Annotated in this window: 17 protein-coding genes; 8 read left to right on the top strand and 9 right to left on the bottom strand. The window is 65.9% G+C overall.

Annotated features, from left to right (window positions below; all coding sequences use genetic code 11):
• Nucleotides 1-41 precede the first annotated feature (41 nt).
• Nucleotides 42-1,829 carry a succinate dehydrogenase flavoprotein subunit gene (gene sdhA, locus JOF45_RS02450; RefSeq protein ID WP_210047662.1) on the top strand — a complete coding sequence of 596 codons (1,788 nt, stop codon included), beginning with the start codon at nt 42-44 and terminating at the stop codon, nt 1,827-1,829.
• Complete coding sequence (locus JOF45_RS02445; protein ID WP_210047660.1) at nt 1,829-2,620, top strand: succinate dehydrogenase iron-sulfur subunit; 792 nt, start codon at nt 1,829-1,831, stop codon at nt 2,618-2,620. Before sdhA ends, JOF45_RS02445 begins: the two co-directional genes overlap by 1 nt.
• Before the next feature lie 100 nt (nt 2,621-2,720).
• Here JOF45_RS02445 and JOF45_RS02440 read toward each other — a convergent pair whose 3' ends face one another.
• The 5 genes from JOF45_RS02440 to JOF45_RS02420 form a co-directional block, all read right to left on the bottom strand.
• Complete coding sequence (locus JOF45_RS02440) at nt 2,721-2,996, bottom strand: Lrp/AsnC family transcriptional regulator (protein WP_210047656.1); 276 nt, start codon at nt 2,994-2,996, stop codon at nt 2,721-2,723.
• Nucleotides 2,997-3,068: 72 nt separating this feature from the next.
• Complete coding sequence (locus tag JOF45_RS02435; protein WP_210047650.1) at nt 3,069-4,190, bottom strand: YihY/virulence factor BrkB family protein; 1,122 nt, start codon at nt 4,188-4,190, stop codon at nt 3,069-3,071.
• Nucleotides 4,191-4,198: 8 nt separating this feature from the next.
• Nucleotides 4,199-5,203, bottom strand: coding sequence for a tryptophan--tRNA ligase (gene trpS, locus JOF45_RS02430; protein WP_342591368.1), 1,005 nt, complete (start codon nt 5,201-5,203; stop codon nt 4,199-4,201).
• A gap of 159 nt (nt 5,204-5,362) precedes the next feature.
• On the bottom strand, nt 5,363-6,256 hold the full coding sequence (locus JOF45_RS02425) for an exodeoxyribonuclease III (protein ID WP_210047648.1): 894 nt from the start codon (nt 6,254-6,256) through the stop codon (nt 5,363-5,365).
• Nucleotides 6,257-6,286: 30 nt separating this feature from the next.
• Entirely contained in the window at nt 6,287-6,868 is a 582-nt protein-coding gene (locus JOF45_RS02420) for a hypothetical protein (RefSeq protein ID WP_245324108.1), read from the bottom strand.
• 110 nt (nt 6,869-6,978) lie between these two features.
• On the opposite strand from JOF45_RS02420, the gene JOF45_RS02415 reads away from it, so the two are divergent.
• On the top strand, nt 6,979-7,320 hold the full coding sequence (locus tag JOF45_RS02415; protein WP_210047646.1) for a hypothetical protein: 342 nt from the start codon (nt 6,979-6,981) through the stop codon (nt 7,318-7,320).
• 9 nt (nt 7,321-7,329) lie between these two features.
• On the opposite strand, the gene JOF45_RS02410 is transcribed toward JOF45_RS02415, so the two are convergent.
• Nucleotides 7,330-8,778, bottom strand: coding sequence for an MFS transporter (locus JOF45_RS02410; protein ID WP_210047644.1), 1,449 nt, complete (start codon nt 8,776-8,778; stop codon nt 7,330-7,332).
• A 207-nt stretch (nt 8,779-8,985) separates the two neighbouring features.
• On the opposite strand from JOF45_RS02410, the gene JOF45_RS02405 reads away from it, so the two are divergent.
• Nucleotides 8,986-9,972 (top strand): hypothetical protein, encoded by a 987-nt coding sequence (locus JOF45_RS02405; protein ID WP_210047642.1) that lies wholly within the window; start codon nt 8,986-8,988, stop codon nt 9,970-9,972.
• Nucleotides 9,973-10,042: 70 nt separating this feature from the next.
• On the opposite strand, the gene JOF45_RS02400 is transcribed toward JOF45_RS02405, so the two are convergent.
• Nucleotides 10,043-11,071 carry an LLM class flavin-dependent oxidoreductase gene (locus tag JOF45_RS02400; protein ID WP_210047640.1) on the bottom strand — a complete coding sequence of 343 codons (1,029 nt, stop codon included), beginning with the start codon at nt 11,069-11,071 and terminating at the stop codon, nt 10,043-10,045.
• A 124-nt stretch (nt 11,072-11,195) separates the two neighbouring features.
• Between JOF45_RS02400 and JOF45_RS02395 the strand changes: the two genes are divergently transcribed.
• From JOF45_RS02395 to JOF45_RS02380, 4 genes are all read left to right on the top strand, one after another.
• Nucleotides 11,196-12,581 carry a serine hydrolase gene (locus tag JOF45_RS02395; RefSeq protein ID WP_210047633.1) on the top strand — a complete coding sequence of 462 codons (1,386 nt, stop codon included), beginning with the start codon at nt 11,196-11,198 and terminating at the stop codon, nt 12,579-12,581.
• A 124-nt stretch (nt 12,582-12,705) separates the two neighbouring features.
• Nucleotides 12,706-13,431, top strand: a complete 726-nt coding sequence (locus JOF45_RS02390; RefSeq protein ID WP_210047631.1) for an ABC transporter ATP-binding protein — start codon at nt 12,706-12,708, stop codon at nt 13,429-13,431.
• Nucleotides 13,428-14,738 carry an ABC transporter permease gene (locus tag JOF45_RS02385; protein ID WP_210047629.1) on the top strand — a complete coding sequence of 437 codons (1,311 nt, stop codon included), beginning with the start codon at nt 13,428-13,430 and terminating at the stop codon, nt 14,736-14,738. The genes JOF45_RS02390 and JOF45_RS02385 overlap by 4 nt, the downstream gene beginning before the upstream one ends.
• A gap of 109 nt (nt 14,739-14,847) precedes the next feature.
• The gene (locus JOF45_RS02380; RefSeq protein ID WP_210047627.1) at nt 14,848-15,471 is read left to right on the top strand and encodes a hypothetical protein; all 624 of its coding nucleotides are present in this window, start codon (nt 14,848-14,850) and stop codon (nt 15,469-15,471) included.
• Between the two features lie 87 nt (nt 15,472-15,558).
• Here the strand turns inward: JOF45_RS02380 and JOF45_RS02375 are convergent, their stop codons facing one another.
• Both JOF45_RS02375 and glyA read right to left on the bottom strand, forming a co-directional pair.
• Nucleotides 15,559-16,470 (bottom strand): bifunctional methylenetetrahydrofolate dehydrogenase/methenyltetrahydrofolate cyclohydrolase, encoded by a 912-nt coding sequence (locus JOF45_RS02375; protein ID WP_210047623.1) that lies wholly within the window; start codon nt 16,468-16,470, stop codon nt 15,559-15,561.
• 3 nt (nt 16,471-16,473) lie between these two features.
• On the bottom strand, nt 16,474-17,748 hold the full coding sequence (gene glyA, locus JOF45_RS02370) for a serine hydroxymethyltransferase (protein WP_210047622.1): 1,275 nt from the start codon (nt 17,746-17,748) through the stop codon (nt 16,474-16,476).
• Between the last annotated feature and the right edge of the window lie 73 nt (nt 17,749-17,821).

Raw genomic sequence — 17,821 nt, 5'->3', positions numbered from 1 at the left:
CCTTCTTCACCGCACTGACTGACAGAAAGAGCCCCAAGTTCATGCAGGTTCACAAGTACGACGTGCTCATCGTCGGCGCCGGCGGCGCAGGTATGCGCGCCGCCATCGAATCCGGCCAGCGTGCGCACACCGCAGTGCTGACCAAGCTCTACCCCACCCGGTCCCACACCGGTGCCGCCCAGGGCGGCATGTGCGCCGCACTGGCCAACGTGGAAGAGGACAACTGGGAGTGGCACACCTTCGACACCGTCAAGGGCGGCGACTACCTCGTCGACCAGGACGCGGCCGAGGTCATGGCGAAGGAAGCCATCGACGCCGTCCTCGACCTGGAGAAGATGGGTCTGCCCTTCAACCGCACTCCTGAGGGCAAGATCGACCAGCGCCGCTTCGGCGGCCACACCCGTGACCACGGCAAGGCCGCAGTCCGCCGTGCCTGCTATGCCGCGGACCGCACCGGTCACATGATCCTGCAGACCCTCTACCAGAACTGCGTCAAGCACAACGTCGAGTTCTTCAACGAGTACTACGTGCTGGACCTGCTGACGGTGGACGAAGAGGTCACCGCCGAGGACGGCACCACCTACACCCAGAAGAAGACCGCAGGTGTGGTCTCCTACGATCTGGCCAACGGTGAGATCCACGTCTTCCAGGCCAAGTCGGTGGTCTTCGCCTCCGGCGGTCTGGGCAAGATCTTCAAGACCACCTCCAACGCGCACACCCTGACCGGCGACGGCATGGCCATCGCCTACCGCCGGGGCATCCCGCTGGAAGACATGGAGTTCGTCCAGTTCCACCCCACCGGTCTGGCCGGCCTGGGCATCCTGCTCTCCGAGGCGGCCCGCGGTGAGGGCGGCATCCTCCGCAACTCGGAGGGTGAGCGCTTCATGGAGCGCTACGCCCCGACCATCAAGGACCTCGCACCGCGTGACATCGTGGCCCGTTCCATGGCGAACGAGGTCCGCGAGGGCCGCGGCTGCGGTCCGAACAAGGACTATGTGCTGCTGGACCTGACCCACCTGGAGCCCGAGCACATCGATGCCAAGCTCCCGGACATCACCGAGTTCGCCCGCACCTACCTGGGTGTGGAGCCCTACACCGAGCCGGTGCCGGTCTTCCCGACCTGCCACTACGCGATGGGCGGCATCCCGACCAACGTCGAGGCTGAGGTCCTCCAGGACAACGACACTGTGGTCCCGGGCCTCTACGCCGCCGGCGAGGTCGCCTGTGTGTCCGTGCACGGCTCCAACCGCCTGGGCACCAACTCCCTGCTGGACATCAACGTCTTCGGCAAGCGCGCCGGCATCGCCGCCGCCGAGTACGCCACAACAGCCGAGTTCGTGGAGCTGCCGGAGAACCCGGCCGCCTACACCGAGCAGCTGCTCAACGTGGTCCGCGACGGCCAGGGCGGCGAGCGGGTGGCGACCCTGCGCTCCGAGCTGCAGGAGACCATGGACGCGAACATGCAGGTGTTCCGCTCCGAGACGACCATCAAGGAGGCGCTGGCCAAGATCGAGGAGCTGCGCCAGCGCTACCAGAACGTCCAGATCCAGGACAAGGGCAAGCGCTTCAACCTCGATCTGCTCGAGGCTGTGGAGCTGGGCTTCCTGCTGGATATGGCTGAAGCCATGACCGTGGCGGCCCTGCACCGTCAGGAGTCCCGCGGCGGTCACTACCGCGAGGACTTCCCGGACCGCGACGACGACAACTTCATGCTGCATTCGATGCTCTACAACGATCCTGAGGCCGAGACCGAAGGCACCAAGGGCATCCGCTTCGAGACCAAACCTGTCGTCTTCACCCGCTACGAGCCGATGGAGCGTAAGTACTGATGAGCACCCCCACCCAAGAAGTCGCAGAACCTGCCTCCAAGATCGATCTGGCCGAGGCCGGCGGATCCGGCGGTGAAGTGCCCAGCTTCGACATCACCCTGAAGGTGCGCCGCTACGATCCCGAACGTGCTGAGGATGCCTGGTGGGACGAGTGGACTCTCACCATGTACGGCACCGACCGCGTGCTGGATGCCCTGCACAAGGTCAAGTGGGAGATCGACGGGTCCCTGACCTTCCGCCGCTCCTGCGCCCACGGCATCTGCGGCTCCGATGCGATGCGCATCAACGGCCGCAACCGCCTGGCCTGCAAGACGCTGCTGAAGGACCTGGACACCTCCAAGCCCATCACCGTGGAGGCCATCAAGGGTCTGCCCATCGAGAAGGACCTGATCGTGGACATGGAGCCCTTCTTCCAGTCCTACCGCGAGATCATGCCCTTCCTGGTGAACAACTCCCCCGAGCCGACTGCTGAGCGTCACCAGTCCCCCGAGGACCGTGAGCGGTTCGACGACACCACCAAGTGCATCCTGTGTGCAGCCTGCACCAGCTCCTGCCCGGTGTTCTGGACCGACGGCCAGTACTTCGGCCCGGCAGCGATCGTGAACGCGCACCGCTTCATCTTCGACTCCCGCGACGACGCCGGCGACATGCGCCTGGAGGTCCTCAACGACCGTGAGGGCGTGTGGCGCTGCCGCACCACCTTCAACTGCACGGACGCATGCCCACGCGGCATCGAGGTCACCAAGGCCATCCAAGAGGTCAAGACGGCCATCCTGACCCGCAGCCTCTGAGCGGCTGACCGGCCGCCTCGCCGAGCACAGACGACTGAGGGCCCCTGGGATGTTCCCAGGGGCCCTCAGTCGTCTGTGCAGCTGTGTGCCGGGCTCTCCCCTACTCGCCCAGGGCGAAGCCTGCTTCCAGATCTTGGGAGGAGTAGGTGCGGAAGGCGACCATAGTCTCGGTCTCGTAGATGGTGGCCACTTTGGCGATCTTGGCGGGGATGACTTCGCTGAGGTCTTCGAAGTCGGCCGTCTTCACCGTGGCCACCAGGTCCCACTTCCCGGTGACCGAGTAGACGGCGTCGACCTCTTCGATATCCGCGATCAGCTGAGCCGATTCGGGGATCTTATGCGGCTCGGTCTTCATCATGACCAATGCTGTGACCATTGTGGCTGCTCACCTCTCTGCAGGCTTTCGAAGGGACAGCGGACGCTGTTCCCTACGAGCCTAGTCCAGAACTCAGCCCTGCCGGGTGGGGCCCTTGTGGTGGGCGTGGTCAGAGGCCGCCACAGCGCCCCACGCCGCCGCTACGAGGTAGACCAGCCCGAAGAGGTAGAAGTAGAAGAAGGCTCCCAGGACTGCACCGAAGCCGCTGAGCAGGGGGTTCGGGCTGTCGCTGAAGTTGCTCAGCAGCTGGGCCGAGAGCAGGCGCAGCAGCGAGGCCCCAATGCCGGCGATCAGAGCAGACTGCCACAGGGCGCTCACCGGGATCACCAGGTGCGAGGCCAGGCGCATCAGCAGCACGGCCACCACCATGTCCAGGCCGAAGGAGATGACCAGAGAGGCCAGGCGGGTCAGCTGGGCGAGGCCCCCTTGGGAGTCCCAGTCGAAGAGTTCGAAGATCTCCTCGATGAAGGTATGGCTGATGAAGCCGAGGATCGCCGAGGTCAGTGCGACCACACCCAGCAGAGTCAGGACACCGAGGTCCTTGACCTTGACTGCCACGATGTTCTCGGCCATCAGCGGCCGCTCCCAGATGCTGCGCATCCCGGAGCGCAGTCCGTGCAGCCAGCTCAGCGAGGTGAAGATCGCCAGGATCACCGCGATACTCAGGGAGAGGTTGAACCCGCCCACGTGGAAGAGGGCCTCGACCTGTTCCTCGGTCATCAGGCCGCCGTCGCTCAGCAGGCCGGGCAGCGCGTTGTTCACCGACTGGATGATCAGCTGCTGGTACTCCGGGCTGTTGCCCACCACGATTCCGGCCACGGAGAACCCCGCCCACAGCAGGGCGGCCACGGAGAAGAACATCATGTAGGCCGCACCGGCGGCCATGACCGTGCCGTAGCGGAAGAAGAACAGGTTCACGGCTCGGACGGGCCGAGTCCGGTTCACCCGGGCCAGCCTCCACCCCAGGAGCGCCAGCGCCACGGTGGGGAGTCCGGATCCGTCGCGCCTGCGCCGCCCGAACTCCATCCGCGCCTGCAGCTCGGCCTGGATCAGCTTCTCGGCGTGCAGGGGGTTGGTCTTCTGCGAGGTCTCCTGCGAATCATCGATCTTCTCGATCCGCGACTTCGCGGCGTCGACCAAGGCGTTGTGGTGGCCGGTCCGCGGCCTCAGCCGGCTGGGATTGGTCTGTGGCACTGTCGGACCTAGGACCCCGCCGGCAGGAAACCGATCCTGTCGTAGGCCTGAGCCAGCGTCTCAGAGGCCACAGAACGGGCCTTGGCCGCGCCCTTGGCCAGCAGCGCATCCAGCTCTGCAGGGTCACGGAGCAGCTCTTCGGCCCGGTCCCGCACCGGGCCCAGCTTGGCGACGACGACGTCGGCCAGGTCGACCTTCAGGTGCCCGTACATCTTGCCCTCGTACTCGGCCACCAGCTCATCGATGGTCGTGCCGCTGAGCACCGAGTAGATGCTCAGCAGGTTGGACACCCCAGGCTTGGCCTCACGGTCGAACCTGATCTCGCTGCCGTCGTCGGTGACCGCAGACTTGATCTTCTTGGCGATCTGCTGATCGGTGTCCAGCAGGTTGAGCAGACCGTTGGGCGACTCCGCGGACTTGGACATCTTGGCCGTCGGATTCTGCAGATCGTAGATCCGAGCTCCCTCCGCCGGGATGTAGGGCTCAGGCAGACGGAAGGTCTCGCCGTAGCGGTGGTTGAACCGCTGGGCCAGGTTGCGGGCCAGCTCCACGTGCTGCTTCTGGTCCTCCCCCACCGGGACGCCGTGGGGCTGGTAGAGAAGGATGTCAGCGGCCTGCAGCATGGGGTAGGTGAACAGTCCGACGCTGGCCGCATCGGCGCCTCCCTTGGCCGTCTTGTCCTTGAACTGGGTCATGCGGGAGGCCTCGCCCATGCCGGTGCTGCAGATCATCAGCCAGGCCAGCTGAGCGTGCTCGGGCACATGCGATTGGACGAAGAGCGTGGAGCGCTCCGGGTCGATGCCTCCGGCGATGTACTGGGCAGCGGTGCGCCGGACGCGCTGCCGCAGCTCCTCCGGCGGCTGGGCCACGGTGATGGCGTGCATATCCGGGATGAAGAAGAACGCGTCATAGCGCTCCTGCATCTCAACCCAGTTGACGAGCGCTCCGAGGTAGTTGCCCAGGTGGAGGGAATCAGCGGAGGGCTGCATTCCGGAGAGTACGCGCTCAGTCACAGTTCGTTCCTCAGTCTCGTCACGGCTATGCGGCGGGGCAGAAGAAGACCTGCGCCCGCGCGGAGATATCGCTGTCAGACTACCAAGCAGCGCGTTCTGAACGAATCTACGTCAGAGGCTCAGGGTCCTGTGTCAGGCAGCGGCAGCCTGCTCAGCGCATCACGGCAGGCGGTAGTCCACCATCAGCGGGGCGTGGTCGGACCAGCGCAGCGAGTAGTCCAGCGCGCGGTCCACCTTGGCGTTGGAGGCCAGCTCGGCCAGGGCCGGAGTGGCCATCTGATAGTCGATGCGCCAGCCGGTGTCGTTGTCGAAGGCCTTCCCGCGGTAGGACCACCAGGTGTAGGGCCCCTCAACCTCGCCGGCAAGGGAACGGGCGACGTCGACGTAGCCGGCCTCTCCGAAGTACTGATCGAAGTAGGCGCGCTCCTCCGGCAGGAAGCCGGAGTTCTTCCGATTTCCCTTCCAGTTCTTGATGTCCAGCTCGGTGTGGCCCACGTTGAGGTCACCCATGACCAGCACGTGATCCACTCGCTGGGCCAGCTGCGGCAGGTAGTCCAGCATGTACTGCAGGAAGCGCATCTTGTGGTCCTGCTTCTCGGTTCCGACCTCACCGGAGTGGACGTAGACGCTGACCACGGTCAGCGTGCTGCCGTCGCCCAGCTCATAGTCGGCCTCGATCCAGCGACCGTCGTCCTCGGGGTGGCCCTCGCCGATCCCGGTCCGGGTGGCCACCGGCGCCTGGGTCGAGAGGATGGCGACTCCGGCGCGACCCTTCTGGGCGGCCTCATGTTCGTGGATGTGCCAGGTCTTGCCGGTGGATTCGGTCATGTCCTGGACCAGCTTGGTCAGGGTGGCACCGTCGGCGCGCACCTCCTGAAGAGCGAGGATGTCGATCTCGCGGGAGGCCAGCCACTCCCCCATACCCTTGCGGTGGGCGGCTCGGATGCCGTTGACGTTGACGCTGCCGATCCGGGTCAGCCCGTCGCCCTTGGGGTCGACGATCCGATGCGGGAACTCGCCGAAGGGGTTCTCCTCAGTGGTGGCCTCAGCCATAGGTGCTCTCTCCTGTATCGGAACTGCGGGTCAGCGGACGATATCGCCTTCGATGGTTGCACCGCCGGCGTCGCCGTCGTCGCCCCCGCTCTTCTTCTCACCGCGGCCCACCAGATCGGCCAGCATGTCGCGGCCGTTGGTCGCGGTGATCTCGATGGTCTCCAGGGCGCGCTCGACCATCTCCATGTCGGCCTCCGCACCCTTCTGGAGCTCCTGAGTGATGACGCGCTTCTGGACCTGGACGATCTTGAAGGAGTGGTCCAGCTTCATGTTCCGGGCGTGGGTGTCCTCATCGACCACGGCTGCGGCCCCGGACTGGCCGGCGCGCTGGGCGGCGGCATCGGCGCGGGCCGAATCGAGCGTCTGCCCGACCTTCCGCGAGGCGCGGCGGACGGTGAAGACCAGGACGGTGGCCAGCAGCAGCCAGCCGGCCGAGATGACGACGATGATCCATCCGATGATGTCGTTCTGGTTGGCGGCGAAGATCAGCGCCACCAGCAGCACGGTGATCATCACGGCAAAGGTGATCCCGGAGGTGCGGCGACCGAAATTCCGGACCGCGTGGTCAGCACGTGATGCGCCCGACGACGGCAGAGAAGACTGGGAACTCATAGCCCAGATTATCCCCGGCCACGCACTCGGAACGCTAATCGGACTCCCGCCGGCGGCCCGTCAGGCATAGGCTGGTGTGCGGACCAGATCCGTTCCATCAGGAGGACACCATGACTGAGCTGCCCGAGGGCATCGCAGGAGCCGAACAGGCCGAGCGAACCACGATGATGCGCCGCTACACCACCGACCCGCAGCTGCTCGACGAGTTCGTCCAGTTCCTGCACACCGAGGTCTTCCCGGCCCGCGAGCAGCGCGGCTTCACCGTGGAATCCGTCTGGCTCTCCGCGGAGAAGGACGAGCTGACCTGGTTCGTCAGCCGTCCGGGGACGCGGGAGGAGTTCGACCGGGCTGAGAAGGAGTGGGAGGAGTCCGAGGAACGGGCCCGCATCTTCGACGGGCGTCCGGCCTATGTGCTGGCCAAGGATATCCGGCCGGTGACCCGCCTGCGCTGAGGCGACTCCTCAGGAGGCAGGCTCAGCCGCCCGCGCCCGCCGGGCGGCGAACACGGCGGCCGCCACAGAGCTGACCATGAACACGGCGATGCCCAGGGCGCCGACCACCAGCCCGTCCTGGTGTTCGCCGTGAGCACTGACGCTGAAGTAGATCCCGGTGATCAGGGCGACGCCCACGGCGGTGCAGACACGCTGCGCCGTCTGGGCCACTCCCCCGGCCGCCCCCGCCATCCGCTCAGGGACATCCTGCATGGACAGCGTCTGAGCGCTGGGGATGATCAGCGCTTGGGAGAGCCCTACGCCGGCGACGGCCGCGGTCAGCAGCCACAGGGAGCCGTAGTCGGTGCCCATCAGGGCGGCCGCTCCGGCCACGGCCAGCATCGCGAGCACGGCGAGCACCGTCCCCCACACGAGCATCAGGGAACCGCGGACGGCCACCCGCTTGCCGACAGACGATGAGAGCAGCATGACCATCAGCGCGCTGGGCAGGGTGACCAGCCCGGCGATCAGCGCGCCTTCGCCCAGTCCCTGCTGGACGTAGACCGCCACGATCGCCCAGATCGCGGGCATGCCGGTGAAGTACAGGCCCAGCACCAGGGAGTTCAGCGTGTAGCTGGGCACAGTGAACAGCGCCATGTCCACCATCGGCGCCCCCGCATGACGCCGACCGAGCCGACGCTCCCACAGGACCCAGACCAGCAGAACGGCGGCTCCGAGCACACCCAGCACAGCACCGAAGAGGCTGCGGAACTGGATGAACGGAAGCATGATCAGCACGACGGCGGCCGAGAGCAGCACCACGCCCACCGGATCCAGACGGTGGAGCCCCCGCGGCCCGAGCTCAGAGGCGGCCTCCTCATCCTCAGCCTGCGGGTCGGCGTCGTCATCCACTGACTTCGGCAGCCACATCAGCGCGAAGACCAGCGCAGTCACCGCCACCGGAACGTTGATGAGGAAGGTCAGCCGCCACCCGATCTCCGGGCTCGTGGTGTCGATGATCAACCCGCCCAACGCCGGCCCTGCTGCCACGGCCAGTCCGATCACTGTGGACATCAGCCCGTAGGCCTTCCCGCGTTCGGAGCCGGTGAAGAGGCGCTGAATCATGCCGATGATCTGCGGGGTCAGGATTCCGGCACCGATTCCCATGAGCACGCGGGCAATGTTCAGCAGCAGCGGGTCCGGAGCCAGAGCGGTCAGCAGCGAGGCCACGCCGAAGGAGACCACTCCGAGCAGGAAGAAGCGGCGGCGGCCCCACACATCCCCCGCCCGGCCGGCTGGCACCAGGGCCACGCCGAACGCCAACGCGTAGCCGGAGAGCACCCACTGCAGGTCCGAGTCGGAAGCTCCGAGCCCTGTCTCGATGGCGGGCAGCGCCACGTTGACGATACTGATGCTCAGCAGCGCAGCGAAGAGCGGCAGGAACATGGCAGCCAGCATCCGGCGGGGGTGAGAGGTCATGCCGCCATGCTAAGCGGTGGTCTGCGGGGCATGCTCACACTGCCTCGCCGCGCAGGGCAGTCTTGGCGCGGCGCCGCAGTCATCACGATTCGATGAACATTCCTCCCGGCAGGTCCCGCAGGAGCGCTGGCCTCAGGTGCTATGTATAGGGTGCTCATAGAACTCGCACCCGTTCCGGCGAGCAGATTTCGCGATAAGGAGAGACCTATGTCCGATCAGGACCAGACCATCGAGATGCTGACTACTGAGGGCCCCGCTGCGCGCGGCCTGCTGCGCCCGCGCCTGATGAAGGCGGCCGGCGTCGGCATGGCCGGCCTGCTTGCCCTGAGCGCCTGCGCCTCTGTCGAGGGAGGCGACGACGCCGAGGACGACGGCCAGGATCAGACTGAGGCCGCCGGCGAAGAGGCCAGCGAGGAGGAAGCCCCCGAGGAGGCCGAGGTCCCGGAATTCGAGGACCTCGCTGAGGACATGTTCGATGCCATGGAGGCCCAGGACAACGTAACCATGGTGGGCCAGGGCGCCATCTGGGACGACGAGTTCGAAGACCTCACCGACGAGGATATCGAGGACGTGGAGCAGAGCTTCACCGTCAAGGGTGCCATGGACGGCGAGACCAGCCACATGGAGATGGAGTATGGCGACCAGGTCATGAGCATCCTGGTGGCCGAGGGCGAAGCCTTCATGTCCGGTCAGTTCGTCGCAGACATCTTCCAGTCCGAGGCCGCGGACTACGGCGAGGAGGACTTGGTCGATTGGGATGCCCTCAGCTCTGATCTCGAGGGCACCTGGGTGGACATGACTGCCGAGCTGGGCGAGGGAGACGCAGAGGAGTTCTCCGTCGGGTTCCTGCTTGAGGAGATGCGCGAGGGCTACGAAGAGGGGACGTCGGATTCCGACGATATCTTCGGTGACATGGGCAACGCGCCCGAGGGCGAGGCTGACGAACGCGACGGCGAGGACGTCTGGGTCTACGCAGAGGATGACACCGAGGTCGTCGTCCGAGCCGACGAGGAGGAGCCGCTGCTGCTGGCCGTCAACACAGTGGACGAGGACGGCAACGACGTCGAGATGACTCTCGAGGACTGGAACGAGTCCGAGGTCGAGGCCCCAGACACCAGCGACGTCCTGAGCGAGTCCGACTTCGAAGAGCTTCTGCTCGAGCACGCCGACGAGGAGCTCATCGAGCAGATGTGAGGCACTCCGCAGGGCGAGGAGCGGGCGGCCTGGGCCGCGGCAGGAGACGATCCCCTGCCGCGGCCGCCGTCTACTTCCAGCCCAGCGGCTTGGCCACGTGCTCGATGATGTTCTCCAGCAGCCGGGCGTTGTACTCCACGCCGAGCTGGTTGGGCACAGTCACCAACAAGGTGTCCGACTCCTGGACAGCCGTGTCCTTCGCCAGCTCCTCCACCAGCTCGTCGGGCTCCGCCGTGTAGGAACGGCCGAAGACTGCCCGGGTCGTCTCGTCGATCATTCCGAACTGGTCCTGGCTGTCGCGCTGTCCCAGGAAGTAGGCGCGGTCCTGGTCAGAGACGATCGGGATGATGGACCGGCTCACTGAGACCCGCGGAGTCAAGCCGTGGTCGTGGTTGCTCCACTCATCGCGGAACTTCTGGATCTGCTTGGCCTGCTGGACGTGGAGCGGTTCGCCGGATTCGTCATCCTTGAGCGTGGAGCTCATCAGGTTCATGCCCTTCTGCGCGGCCCACTCGGCAGTGGCATCGGAACCGGCACCCCACCAGATCCGCTCGCGCAGGCCCTGGGAGTAGGGTTCTACACGCAGCAGCCCGGGAGGGTTGGGGAACATCGGGCGGGGGTTCGGCTCGGCGAAGCCCTGACCGGAGAGCACCTGCAGTGCGATCTCAGTGTGCCGGCGGGCCATGTCGGCGTCGCTCTCTCCCTCGGCCGGGTGGAAGCCGAAGTACTTATAGCCCTCCACCACCTGCTCCGGCGAACCTCGAGAGATGCCCAGCTGCAGCCGGCCCTCTGCGATCAGGTCAGCGGAGGCCGCGTCCTCGGCAAAGCGCATCGGCGGCTCATAGCGCATGTCGATCACGCCGGTGCCGATCTCGATGCTGGAGGTCTTCGCTCCCACCGCAGCCAGCAGGGGATACGGCGATCCCAGCTGGCGGGCGAAGTGGTGGACGCGGAAGTAGGCGCCGTCAGCGCCGGCCTCCTCCGCGGCCACGGCCAGGTCGATGCTCTGCAGCAGGGCGTCCTGGGCGGAACGTGTCCCAGAGTGCGGGGACGGAGTCCAATGGCCGAAGGACAGGAAACCGATCTTCTTAGCGCTCATACCTGAGCCAACCCGCTGAACGGCGCCGGCATTCCGAACCGATTCATCCCCCTCAGCACCGTCGGTGGACGGGCGATCGTGCTCGCAGACCTCCTGATCCGGCTCATGAGGCAGAATTGCAGGCATGCGTGATTCTGCCCGTACGCTCGGCGTGGCCGGCGTCGCCCTCCTGCTGCTGACCTCCTGCGGATCCGATGACCAGGAGCGCCCTCCTGAGGATCAGCCCACGGTGATGGAGGGCGCTGGCCACACGGCCGAGGGTGTGGAGCTGCCTGAGACTGCCTCCGGCGAGGCGGCCGGCGACGTGTTGGAGATCCTCAACGCTGAACAGGACAGCACCGCGAGCGACTGGGAAGATCGCCTGGCTGAGGCCTTCACCGAAGAGGTCAGCGCTGAGGAGCTGGCCCAGACCGTCAACAGCCAGTTCCGGCCGGTGGGCCCGTGGACCGCAGTGGAGCATGAAGACTTCGACGACGCTTCCCTCACCTCTTTGGAAGCCCCGGAAGGTCAAGAGCTCGAGATGCAGCTGACCTTGGACGAGGACGGACTGATCGAGACGCTGTTCTTCGCCGAGCCGCGCGAACCGGTGGAGCCCGCTGAGGGCTTCGAAGAGATCGACCAGCGGCTCACAGACCTCCCCGGCGAGGTCCATGCCGTCGTGGTTCAGGACGACGAGACCCTTCTGGAGGCCTCCGGCGGTGAGGCCGCACCGCTGGCCTCTGTGGCCAAGCTCTATGTGGTCCTGGCCCTGGTGGAGGCCGTCGACGCCGGTGAGGTCAGCTGGGATGACACGCTGGAGGTCACCGATCAGCTGCGCAGCCTGCCCTCTGGAACCCTGCAGGATCAGCCCGCAGGATATGAGACCACTGTCTTCGATGTGGCTCAGCGGATGATCCAGTTCAGCGACAACACCGGAACCGACATGCTCATCGACCTGCTCGGCCGTGACGCCGTGGAACAGGCCGTGGCTGATTCCGGTCACCATAATCCCGCGCTCATGGACCCTTTCCCCAGCACCCGTGAGATGTTCCAGCTGCGCTGGGGCTTCCCGGAGCTGGGCGAGGACTGGAAGGAGGGCGACGCCGAGGAACGCCGAGAGATCCTCGCGGAGATCGGTGAGGAGGAGCTGGAGATCACCGACGAGGACGTCGCGGCCGATGATGTTGACTTCGACATCGACTGGTACGCCACCCCGGAGGACCTGACCAGCCTCTACGACCAACTGTTCGAAGCGATGGAGGAACACCCTGAGCTCGAAGCGGTCCTGGCCAGCAATCCGGGGCTGACCTTCGGCGACTTCTCCCCCGAGGACCTCTGGTGGGACACATTGGCGTTCAAGGGCGGCAGCCTGCCCGGCGTCCTGAACGGCGCCTGGCGCGCCCAGGACGAGGACGGAACTGTGCGCACCGTCATCCTGCTGACCCAGCATGAGGACGCCGAGTCGCTCAGCGAAGAGGCCGAGGAGATCTTCTCCCTGGCCGAAGACGCCCTGACGCTGGAAGCTCCCTGACGCGCGGATACCCCTGACCGCCGTACGCCTTTCCCCTGGGGCGACCCTGAATCAACCCTGAACTCTCCCGTAATCATCCTTGCGGCCGATGTGCTCAAGCCTCTCCTCCGTAAGAATGAGTGCCATGACATCATCAGCGCCTGTTCTTGAGACAGAGAACCTGGTGAAGGTCTACGGCAAGGGAGCTTCACGCTTCGATGCCCTCAAAGGCCTCACCTTCGAAATAGCCCACGGCGAATCCGTCGCCATCGTCGGCAAGTCCGGCTCCGGCAAGTCCACTCTCATGCACCTGCTGGCACTCCTGGATCAGCCCACCTCCGGAGTCGTCGCTCTGGAGGGCGACCCGGTCACCGATCTGAAGCCCAAGCAGGTCTCTGCCCTGCGCAACGACACCTTCGGCTTCATCTTCCAGCAGTTCTTCCTCAACGCGAACCAGACGGTGTTGGAGAACGTGACCCTGCCGCTGAAGATCGCCGGCGTCGGCAAGTCCGAGCGCAACCGGCGCGGCATGGAGGTCCTCGAGCAGCTGGAGATGGATTCCAAGGCCAAGAACAAGGCCACGGACCTCTCCGGCGGTCAGAAGCAGCGGGTGTGCATCGCTCGCGCTCTGATCAACGAGCCCTCGGTGCTCTTCGCCGATGAGCCCACCGGCAACTTGGACTCCACCACGTCCGAGATCGTCGAGGACATCCTCTTCGGGCTGCACCGCGACCACGGCATCACCGTGGTGGTCGTCACCCACGACGACGACCTCGCCGCCCGCTGCCAGCGCCGCCTGATCATGCAGGACGGCGAGATCGTCCGCCAGGAGCACGGCGTCCTGTCGACCGGTCAGGAGGCCACCGCATGAAATCTCTGGATGTCACACGCACCGCTCTGAGCAACACCCTGCGGTCGAAGCTGAGGACCTTCCTGACCGTCATCGCCATCGTCATCGGCGCCTTCACCCTCGCGGTGACCTCCGGCCTGGCGGCCGGGGTGAACCAGACCATCGATGAGATGGTTGAAGGCTACGGCGCCCAGGACGAGCTCTATGTGATGACCGCCGACTCCATGGGCCAAGGCGAGGAGACCGGTCCCGGGCCGCAGGAGTACGATCCCGACGCCGCGGCCTCGCAGTCCGAGTTCGGCCAGTCCATGCTCACCGAGGAGGACATCGAGACCATCGAGGGTCTGGACCACGTCACTCAGGTGGACCCGATCTTCTTCGTCTCCCCTGACTACCTGGAGACTTCCGACGGCAACCAGTACACGCTCAACGACCTGGGCATCCCCGCCGATGCTCCGGCCATGGAGCTGGTGGCCGGAGAAGCCCCGGAGCGTGAGGCGATGGAGATCACCGTCCCTGAGTCCTGGCTGGCCGTCTTCGACGAGTCCACCGACGACGCCGAGGAGGCAGACCCTGAGACCGCGATCGGGGAGACCATCGAGGTGGGCATCTCCGATATGGCCTATGAGCAGCACACGGTCGAGGCGGAGGTGGTCGGCGTCTCGGCCCCGAACCTCGCGGGAATCGGCAGCAGCCCCATGCCCTCCCACGCGCTGAACGATGAGCTCTATGACATCCAGAGCACCGGGCTCGACGTGGACCAGCCCGACTCCTTCGTCCAGGCCGCGGCCACTGTGGAGGACTTCTCCGCCAACGAGGACGCCGTCAAGCAGGCTCTTCAGGAGGAGAACCTGGTGGGCATGAGCGTGGATGATCTGATGGGCATGATCCAGACCGTCATCGACGCCATCGCCTGGGTCCTCTACGGGTTCGCGTTCATCGCCCTGCTGGCGGCCTCCTTCGGCATCGTGAACACGCTGCTGATGTCGGTCCAGGAGCGCACCCGGGAGATCGGCCTGATGAAGGCCCTGGGCATGTCCAGCGGCCGAGTCTTCGGGCTGTTCTCCATGGAGGCGGTGATGATCGGCCTGCTCGGCTCGATCATCGGCGTCGGAGGCGGCGTGCTCACCGGCGTGGTCGCCAACGGGCTGCTGACCGGCAGCGGCGGGCCGCTCGGCGAGATCGGCGGGCTCTCCCTCTACGCAGTCAGCCCCACCGCTATCCTGAGCATCACCGCACTGATCATGGTCATCGCGTTCCTGGCCGGTACTCTGCCGGCAGCTCGGGCCGCGAAGAAGGACCCGATCGAGGCCCTGCGCCACGAGTGATCCAGTCACCCCCTGAGCCGCCGAAGCTCCTGCCCTTCGGCGGCTCAGGCACGTAGTATGCACAGCATAAGGACCTGAAGCAGTCGTCCCTCAGAAATGGAGAGAGCTCATGACGAATTCACCCTACGGCGCACCGGAGCCGAACGACCCCGGCCAGCAGCCCAACTGGGGAGCCCCAGCACCTCAGCCCGGCGGCTCCAAGTTCGGCACCAACCCCTATGATCCGGCCATGGCCGGGGCGCCGATGCCCAAGCCGGCCAAACAGAGCCTGCTGGAGAAGCTCACTCTGGTCTCCATGGTCCTGTCCCTGATCTCCACTGTGGCCTACAGCGCCGTCATGGCCGGCGATGACTTCGCCGACTTCATGCGGGAGAGCTACGCCGAGGTGGGCATGCCTGCCGAAGACATCGACGCCATGGTCGACATGATGGGCGGGGCAGCGATCGGTGGTGCCATCTTCGGTGTGGTGATCACCGTGGGCCTCTACCTGCTGGTCTACTTCCCGCTGACCAAGGGCAAGTCCTGGGCCCGTGTGCTGGGCCTGGTGTTCGCCTTCATCGGCGTGGCCGGAGCCCTGATGTCGATGCTCTCCAGCGGCGCATTCATGTTCGGCAGCGCCGTGGGCATCCTCGGCGCCGTCGCCTACCTGGCCTACGCCGTGGTCACCGTGTACTGGATCGTCCTCGCCTTCAGCCAGGACGTGCGCACCTATATGGAGCAGCAGAGCGCCTGAACCTCGCCCGCTTCAGAGACAGGTCCGCCCCGGGAGGTCATCCTCCCGGGGCGGACCTGTCTTCAGGGCCTCAGAGACCTCGGCCGCTCAGGCCCCCGCCGCGAGGGCCGGCACCTGCTGCTCCGCAGACTGGACCACGTTGGCCAGCAGCTCCACGCGAGTCATGGGGCCCACTCCCCCGGGGTTCGGTGAGTACCAGGAGGCCACGTCTTCGATGCCGGGGCCGACGTCGCCGTGGATCTTCGCCTTGCCGGTCTCTGGGTCCACCTCACGGGTCACCCCAACATCGAGCACGATGGCTCCGGGCTTGAGGTCCTTGGGGTCCACGACATGTTTGACCCCGGCGGCCGCGACCACGACGTCGGCCTGAGCCAGGTGCGCAGCCGTATCCCGAGTCCCGGTGTGGCACAGGGTCACCGTGGCGTTGACCTGCTTGCGTGTCAGCAGCAGACCGATCGGCCGTCCGATGGTCACACCGCGCCCGACGACGACCACATGCTTGCCGTTGAGATCCAGGCCGTAGTGCTCCAACAGATCGATGCACCCCTTGGGGGTGCACGGCAACGGAGTGGTGATGTCGCCGTCCACAGCGGAGACCAGACGGCCCAGGTTCATCGGATGCAGGCCATCGGCGTCCTTTTCCGGGGAGATCGCCTCCAGAATCTCATTGGTGTCCAGGTGCTTGGGCAGGGGCAGCTGCACGATGTATCCGGTGCAGGCGTCGTCGTTGTTCAACTTCTCCAGCTCCGCCAGCAGGTCTTCCTGGGAGATGTCCTCCGGAAGCTCCACCTGGATGGAGTTGATCCCGACCTCGGCGCAGTCCCGGTGCTTGCCTGCCACGTAGGTCTGGCTGGCAGGGTCTGCCCCCACCAGGACTGTGCCCAGTCCCGGGGTGACGCCCTGTTCCTTCAGCGCGGCCACCCGGACGGCCAGGTCCTGCTTCAGCGCCGCTGCGGTCGCCTTGCCGTCGAGCTTCTGTGCTGTCGCCTCAGTGCTCATGTCTCACCACTGCTCGAGGCCGTCGTAGAGCGGGAAGTCCGCGGCCAGCGTGGCCACGCGGGACTTCAGGGCCTCAAGGTCGGCCTGCGGCTTGAGGGCCTCCGCGATGATGTCTGCGACCTCGCGGAACTCAGCGTCTCCGAATCCGCGGGAAGCCAGCGCCGGAGTGCCGATGCGCAGCCCGGAGGTGACCATCGGCGGGCGCGGGTCATTGGGCACAGCGTTGCGGTTCACCGTGATGCCGACCTCGTGCAGCCGGTCCTCAGCCTGTTTGCCGTCCAGCTCCGAGTTCCGCAGGTCCACCAGGACCAAGTGCACATCGGTGCCGCCACTGAGCACAGAGACGCCGTGCTCTGCGACGTCGGAAGACTCCAGACGCTCGGCCAGGATGTGTGCGCCCTGAACGGTCCGCTGCTGCTTCTCCTTGAAGTCCTCCGAAGCCGCGATCTTGAAGGCGATCGCCTTGGCCGCGATGACATGCATGAGCGGGCCGCCCTGCTGACCGGGGAACACTGCGGAGTTGATCTTCTTGGCGTGCTCGGCCTTGGACAGGATCATGCCCGAGCGCGGACCGGCCAGCGTCTTGTGCACCGTAGTGGTCACCACGTCCGCATACGGGACCGGGTTGGGGTGCAGACCGGCGGCGACCAGACCGGCGAAGTGCGCCATGTCCACCCACAGCACGGCGCCGACCTCATCAGCGATCTCACGGAACTTCGGGAAGTCGAGCTGGCGCGGGTAGGCGGACCAACCGGCGACGATCATGTCCGGCTTCTCGGCCAGGGCCTGCTCACGGACCTTCTCCATGTCGATCACGCCGGTCTCCGAGTCCACCTCGTAGGCGGCGATCTCGTAGAACTTGCCGGAGTGGTTGAGCTTCATGCCGTGGGTCAGGTGTCCGCCGTGGTCCAGGGAGAGGCCCATGAGCTTGTCCCCCGGCTTGAGGAAGGCAGTCATCACGGCGACGTTCGCCTGGGCGCCCGCATGGGGCTGAACGTTGGCGTGCTCGGCACCGAAGAGGGCCTTGGCACGCTCGATGACCAGGTTCTCGGCCACATCCACGAACTCGCATCCGCCGTAGTAGCGGCGGCCCGGATACCCTTCGGCATATTTGTTGGTCAGCACGGACCCCTGAGCCTCGAGCACCGCACGGGGCACGAAGTTCTCGGAGGCGATCATCTCCAGAGTTCCGCGCTGGCGGCCCAGCTCATCGGCGATCGCCTGGGCGATGTCCGGGTCGACGTCGGACAGGGGCTGGGTGTTGATGTCTTTGCTCAAAGATTCTCCTAAGACCGCGAGGACGTGCCTCGGCCAGTCTAATACCGTCGAAGTCGCCGTCGCCCACCTGTCC

Origin of the sequence: Nesterenkonia lacusekhoensis (assembly GCF_017876395.1) — a bacterium.
Taxonomy (GTDB): domain Bacteria; phylum Actinomycetota; class Actinomycetes; order Actinomycetales; family Micrococcaceae; genus Nesterenkonia; species Nesterenkonia lacusekhoensis.
This window is presented reverse-complemented; position numbering and strand designations above follow the sequence as displayed.